Raw genomic sequence first — 5,327 nt, forward strand, 5'->3', positions numbered from 1 at the left:
CTCTTGGGGCGAGTGAGACCTGATTGTGACCGGCGGGGACGTCGGCCCCGGGACATCGGCCCCGGCGGACGCGCCCCCGCGGAACACCGCCGCGTAAGCTACAAGATCCACCCAACCCGGAGCGGAGCGCCATGGCGGCAGCCGAGTACGAGGACGAGTCCCACGACGACATCTTCCCGTGGGTGCCGGCCCCGTCCGACGGGAGCCCCTGGCAGGGCCCCGCCGACCTCGAACAGCACCTGTACGAACTCGCCGTGGCCGACGACCCGTACACCTACCTGCGCGCCATCGCCGTGGAGGGCCTGTACCGCCCGGTGCCCCTGCACGCCGCGAGTGACGGCCGGGACCACGCCCCTGACCCCGACGCGAGCCCCCTGCTCACCGTCGACCTGCCGGACGGCAGGAAGGCCGCGCAGGTCTACACGGCGGGGCTGCTGCCGCGCCCGCACCCGGCCGTCGTCTACGAGTTCGTCACGCTCGGCACACTCGCCGAGGCCTGCCCCGACGACGTCGACATCCTCGCGGTGAACGCGGCGACCCCGTGCGAGCAGTACTTCCTCACCACGGACGAGGAGCGCCAGGTCTGGGCCGACCTGCACGAGCGCCACCACCGGCCGGACGGCCTCGGCGACCGCGTCGAGACGCGCCGCACCGGCGCGCCCCCGCCGGGCCCGCTGCTGCACGGCCTCGCCTGCGGCGCGCACCTCTGCTTCGCCAACGGCTCTCCCTGGAACACGCTCGACTGGCACGGCGCGGGCCACCGCAACGAGGTCCTCCGCCTCGCCGAGTCCTGGGGCGTGGAGAACCGTGAGCAGTGGCTCGCGACGCAGGAGCGCCTGCTGACGTGCGAGGTCAGCCCCTGGTACTGGGACTTCGTGCTCGGCGCCCGGGTCGCGGTGATCGCCGAGATCGGCCCCCGCCTCGACCCGGAGCGCTGGCGGGAGTGCGTGGAGGTCACCCTGCGCAACCGCGTGGTGGAGACGGGCGGCCCCGGCACCCCGCACCGCCCCGGCGACGACCCCGACCTGGACGACTTCGTGACCGCCATGCGCGGCCTCGTCGGAAAGATCCTGCGCTACGAGGCCCGTTTCCGCGCCGACGAGCTGCTTCCGCCGGACGGCCATGTGCGCACCGTCGCCGCCTGGGACATCGGCCGCGCCTCCAAGATGGCCCGCTGGGGCAGGGGCGCGCGCTACGCGAGCGAGGCGGAGCTGCGGGCGGCCGTCGAACGGGCCTCGCGGGCGGCGCGAGCCTCGTACTCCTCGTGGGAGGAGTTCTCGGCGGGGTACGTGCTCGGCCGCTGTCTGCACTTCGACGACGAGTCGTTCGGCACCTGGTACACGGACGTGCTGCACGCGCACCGCGCCCTGACCACGGACCCGGACAGCCCCTGGCTGACGGTGCCGTTCCGGGCGGGCTGATCCCTCGCGCCCCCTGGGCGGCGGCAGACGCGACGGGGTGAGCCGGTGCGGCGGAGCCGTCACGAGACCGGGGGGAACTTCTCGGACGGCCTGCGGTGGGGTGCTGCCGGTGGTCACAATGTGGCATGGCCATCCGTCGCCTCAGTTACCGGCTCGACCAGGAGTCGGACACCGGAGCCGTCCGTCTGATCCCCGCGCAGTCCTCGCCGTCAGGTGTGAATGATCAGCATCAGCAACTTCCCGCGCATGAAAGTCAGTTGAGCCCTGCTGTCGAAGGGGTGATCGGGGCCGGGTCCGAGTTGAGCTACACCCTGCTCCCGGACGGCGGGCGGCTGCTGTGCGCCACGCTGCCGGGGCGGCGCGTGGAGGCGCTGCACCTGGGCGCGGACACCCCGGGGCCCGGCTCGGTGTGGCCGATCGACACCTGGCGCTCGGCGACCTGGGAGCCGGAGGCGGGGGAGGCGCTCGGCGCGGGGTTCGTCGAGTCGGAACTGCCCGTCGCACGGGCCCACTTCGACAGCGCGCGCCTGGTGGAGTTCGCCCGGGCACGCGCCGAGCGGGTGGCACCGTTCCTCGCCGATGTGCGGCGCCTCTTCGGCGACCCCGCCGGGCGGCAGATCGTCCTGGTGGAGAAGGACGCGGAGACCGTGGCCCACTGGGTCGCGCTCGCCTGCGCCTCGCTGCCCGAGGCGTATGTGCCGGTGCTGACGTTCACCACCTGGACCCGCGAGCCGCACCGCGCCCCGCAGCAGATCATCGGCATCGGCCCGGACGCGGAGTTCGACCGCGACGAGGCCACCATCGCGTACCTCTACCGCGTGCACGACGGCACCGGCGGCCCCCAGAGCCCGCACACCGAGCCCGACGCCTGGGCGCGGCTCACCGCCGAGCGGTGGGTCTCCGGCAGCCCGCCCGCACCCGGCACGGGCGCGCGTACGGACGACGCCTTCGCCCTCATCCCGCTCATCTCCGGCGCGTCCGGCGCGCGGGGCGGCGGCCGGGCGGGCGCGGGCCTCACCGGCGCCGATCTCGCGGGGCTCAGCGGCGCCTCGCTGGGCGCCGTCTTCGACGCCTTCGCGCGGTCCGTGGAAAGGGGCGAGACCGACGCCCGTACGCTCGACGAACTGGACACGCTGTGCCGGGGACTCGAAGGGGAGCAGGCGCGCGCCGCACGGCCCCTCGCGCTCGCCCTCGTCAAGCACCGCCTCGACGCCTCCCGCACCCGGGGCGCCCTGCCCGACCTGGCCGCCTTCGAGGGACTGCCGCTCGGCCAGGACGCCTGGCGCGAGCTGCGCGAGGAGTACGGAGAGCGCGCGGACGACGCCCTGCGCCGGGCGCTGCGCGGCCCCCTGGACACCTGGACCGAACCGCTGCGGCTCGCCCTCGCGGTGGGCGCCGACAACGGCCCCGGGCTCGCCGAGGCCATGGACCGGCTCGCGGACGCGCTGCTCCGGCCCGACCGGCGCGACTGCGCGCACGCGGTGCGGGTCCTGGAGGACCTCGACCACCTGCCCTTCACCCGCCGGGTGCTGCGCATGCTGATCGTGGACTTCAACGTGCGCAAGCTGGACCGCCTCCGGGAGCTGGCCACCTCACCGCAGGGCCTCTGGCTCCAGCGGAACCTGGAGGAGGCGCCGCTCACCGTGCGCCTCGCGGCGTCCGCCGCGCTGTGGTGCGGGCCCCCGGACCACCTGCGCGGCGCGGCGCTCTTCGGGCGGCTCCTCGAACTCCTGCCCGCGCGGCGCGTCGAGGACGTCAAGACGCTGCGGCTGCTCTGGCGCATCGTGTGGCGCAGCAAAGTGCCCGACCGCGCCGACGTCGCCTGGGTCGCCCGCACCTGCACGCCGCGCCTGGTCGTCGAGGCGGGGCACGGCCGCGCGCTCATCCAGTGGGTCAGGGACCCGGACCGCTGCGACCCCGAACTCGTCGCCTACGCACGGGACATGCGCGCCGACGGACAGCTCGGGGCGGCCGACCGGGCCAGTGCCGACCTGCTCGTGACCGCCCAGGACCTCGCCGACGGACGCCTGGCCGTGAGCAGGGCCACCGTGAGCCGCTTCCGGGAGCTCGGCCACAAGGCGGCGCCGCTGAGCCGGGCCCTGCGCCAGGGCGTCGACGAGCGCGTGGGGCGCGCCCTCGCCGGGGCCAACCCGCTCGACGTGTGCGAATCGCACGGCCTCCAGATCCTCGTCGCCGCGAGCCCGGAACTGCTGAGCGCCTATCGCGCGTACTACCTCGATGAACCCACCCGTGACCGGCTGCTGCGTGAACTGCCCCTGCGGCACACCGAGTTGGCCGCGTACTTCCACCTCTGGCGGTCCCGTCAGCGGCACGGCGTCACCGACCAGTGGCGGGCCGTCGCCGAGGAGTTGCTCGACCAGGTGCTCGCGCCCGTGACCGCCCGCCTGGACGAGCAGCACCTCGGCCGGGTCGCCACCGTTCTCCAGCGGGAGAACCAGGGACTGCCGGAGTGGACGGCGTGGCGCGACCGGATCAAGCGGCAGAACGAATGACCAGTGCGCCGGTGCCTCGCGGGGCACCGATCGCGGGCCCGGCCCGCGCCTTCGCGCCCCACCGCGCTCCACAGAAAGGACCAGCGTGAGCGACACCACCCAGATCCTCGCCGACAACTTCCCCGGCGGCAGTATGGCGAGCCGCCCCGTCCACTTCATCTGGATGCTCGACTGCTCGGGCTCCATGGGCATCAACGGCAAGATCGGCGAGCTCAACTTCGCCATCCGCGAGGCCATCCCCGAGATGCAGCAGGCCGCCCAGTCCAACCCCGCCGCCTCCCTGCTGGTGCGGGCCATCACCTTCGCGAGCGGCGCGAGCTGGCACGTCAACGACCCCACCCCGGTCGACCAGTTCACCTGGGAGGACGTCCACATCTACGGCGGCACCGACATGGGTGCCGCGTTCAAGCTGGCGGCGGGCGCCCTCCAGACCCCGCCGATGCCCCAGCGCGCCCTGCCGCCGGTCCTCGCGCTCGCCTCCGACGGCCAGCCCACCGACGACTGGCGCGCCGGTCTGCGCGCCATCGACGGCACCCCGTGGGGCAAGCGGGCGGTGCGCGTCGCGGTGGCCATCGGGGACGACGCCGACAAGAGCATGCTCAAGGAGTTCCTCGGCAACCCCGAACTGGAGCCGCTCCAGGCGAAGAACCCCCGCCAGCTCGCCGCCGCCATCCGGTGGATGTCCACGGCGGTCGTCAAGGACGCCTCCACGCCGAAGGTCGACGACGGCACCAAGCCCGCGACGCCGATCGACGTCCCGTCGATGACCAAGGGCGAAGACGACATCTGGTGACCGAACCGGGGACAGTGACGGAACGCGACCCGGCGGCGGACCCATCGGCGGGCGCACCGTGGACGCTCATCAGCGGCGCGGTCAAAGGGGTGGCGAAGAAGTACAGCCAGGACCGCAGCGCGCTCGTGCCGGTCGCCGGGGGCCGCGCGGTCGTCCTCACGGTCGCCGACGGACACGGCAGCGCCGCCCACTTCCGCAGCGACCTCGGGGCCCGCTGGGCGGTCGAGGAGTTCACCGCCTGCGCGCGCGCCTTCGCCCGCGAGGTGGTGCGCGTCGGAGGTGACGCCGCGCACTTCACCGGGCTGCGCGAGGAGGCGCGGCGGCTGCCGCAGCAGGTCGGCCACCGCTGGCACGAGCGCGCCCTGCTGTACGACCGCAACTCACCCGCCCACGGACCGGCCGCCGCGCGGCGCGCGCGGAGCCCCCGGACCTCGCCGCCTACGGCAGCACCCTGATAGGCGCCGTCCTCACCGAGGACATGGTGTTCTGCTGGCAGCTCGGCGACGGCGACTTCGTGCTGGTCGACGACGGCGGGACCCCGCGCACCCCGCTCTGGACCGGGCCCGACATGGGCGACGAGACCGACTCGCTCTGCGCGCC

5 protein-coding genes are annotated in these 5,327 nt (G+C 74.3%); all 5 read left to right on the plus strand.

All coding sequences use genetic code 11. The annotated features are described in order from the left end of the window. Window positions 1-131: 131 nt before the first annotated feature. Complete coding sequence (locus AB8Z36_RS31510) at window positions 132-1,421, plus strand: DUF1266 domain-containing protein (protein WP_369216804.1); 1,290 nt, start codon at window positions 132-134, stop codon at window positions 1,419-1,421. A gap of 257 nt (window positions 1,422-1,678) precedes the next feature. Beyond that, window positions 1,679-3,934: a GTPase-associated protein 1-related protein gene (locus tag AB8Z36_RS31515; protein WP_369216805.1), complete on the plus strand. Its 2,256-nt coding sequence runs from the start codon at window positions 1,679-1,681 to the stop codon at window positions 3,932-3,934. 133 nt (window positions 3,935-4,067) lie between these two features. Next, window positions 4,068-4,727 (plus strand): vWA domain-containing protein, encoded by a 660-nt coding sequence (locus tag AB8Z36_RS31520; protein WP_369216807.1) that lies wholly within the window; start codon window positions 4,068-4,070, stop codon window positions 4,725-4,727. Next, entirely contained in the window at window positions 4,724-5,182 is a 459-nt protein-coding gene (locus AB8Z36_RS31525; RefSeq protein ID WP_369216806.1) for a protein phosphatase 2C domain-containing protein, read from the plus strand. Before AB8Z36_RS31520 ends, AB8Z36_RS31525 begins: the two co-directional genes overlap by 4 nt. Beyond that, window positions 5,074-5,327: protein phosphatase 2C domain-containing protein (locus tag AB8Z36_RS31530; RefSeq protein WP_369216808.1), on the plus strand; the 254-nt coding region annotated here is incomplete at its 3' end. The genes AB8Z36_RS31525 and AB8Z36_RS31530, both read left to right, overlap by 109 nt.

The sequence above is a fragment of the Streptomyces flavofungini genome (assembly GCF_041028215.1).
GTDB lineage: Bacteria > Actinomycetota > Actinomycetes > Streptomycetales > Streptomycetaceae > Streptomyces > Streptomyces flavofungini_B.